1 pseudogene is annotated in these 542 nt (G+C 40.6%); it reads left to right on the top strand.

From position 1 onward, the window contains the following. A pseudogene (locus JCM21738_RS22040) lies at positions 1-542 on the top strand (IS21 family transposase); the annotation flags it as partial.

The raw sequence follows: 542 nt of genomic DNA, 5'->3' as shown, positions 1-542 counted from the left end.
TGGAAATGGAAAAGGATCGGCAACGTCTCCACTATGAAAAAAATGTGTTGATTGATGAGCTGTGGAAAGAGGATAAAAAGCATTTGAAGGCCTTGCCTTTAACAGATCTTTCGATTTATTCAGTGAAATCAGCAACAGTTAATAAATACGGGGAAATTGAAGTTGACGGTGATAAATTTGTTATCCACAAAGCGAGAATGAAACAAGCATTAGTCCTCAAAATGGAATGGAATCGATTCACCTGTTTTACGAATGACGGTGAAATTGTTTACCAAGAAGACCGCCCTTATATGAATACGACAAGAGCGATTCCCTGGAATGATATATTAATGGATTGGGAGAAGAAGCCACGATCCGTGAGGTATTCGCGCTTTTTCAAGTATTTGCCGAAGAGGATTCAAACGTATCTGACGATACGATCAGAGGAAACCAGATCACGGGTCAAGGGGATGAAGAAATTATTAGAAAAGCATTCGCTAAATGATATTGATTCGACCTTGGGATTGGAGGAACGGTTTGAAAGAGCTCCGCATGAGCTGGGG

It is taken from the genome of Mesobacillus boroniphilus JCM 21738 (genome assembly GCF_000517385.1).
GTDB classification, from domain to species: domain Bacteria; phylum Bacillota; class Bacilli; order Bacillales; family Cytobacillaceae; genus Mesobacillus; species Mesobacillus boroniphilus.
The sequence above is the reverse complement of the archived record's forward strand: the minus strand, read 5'-3'. Positions and strand labels throughout refer to the sequence as shown.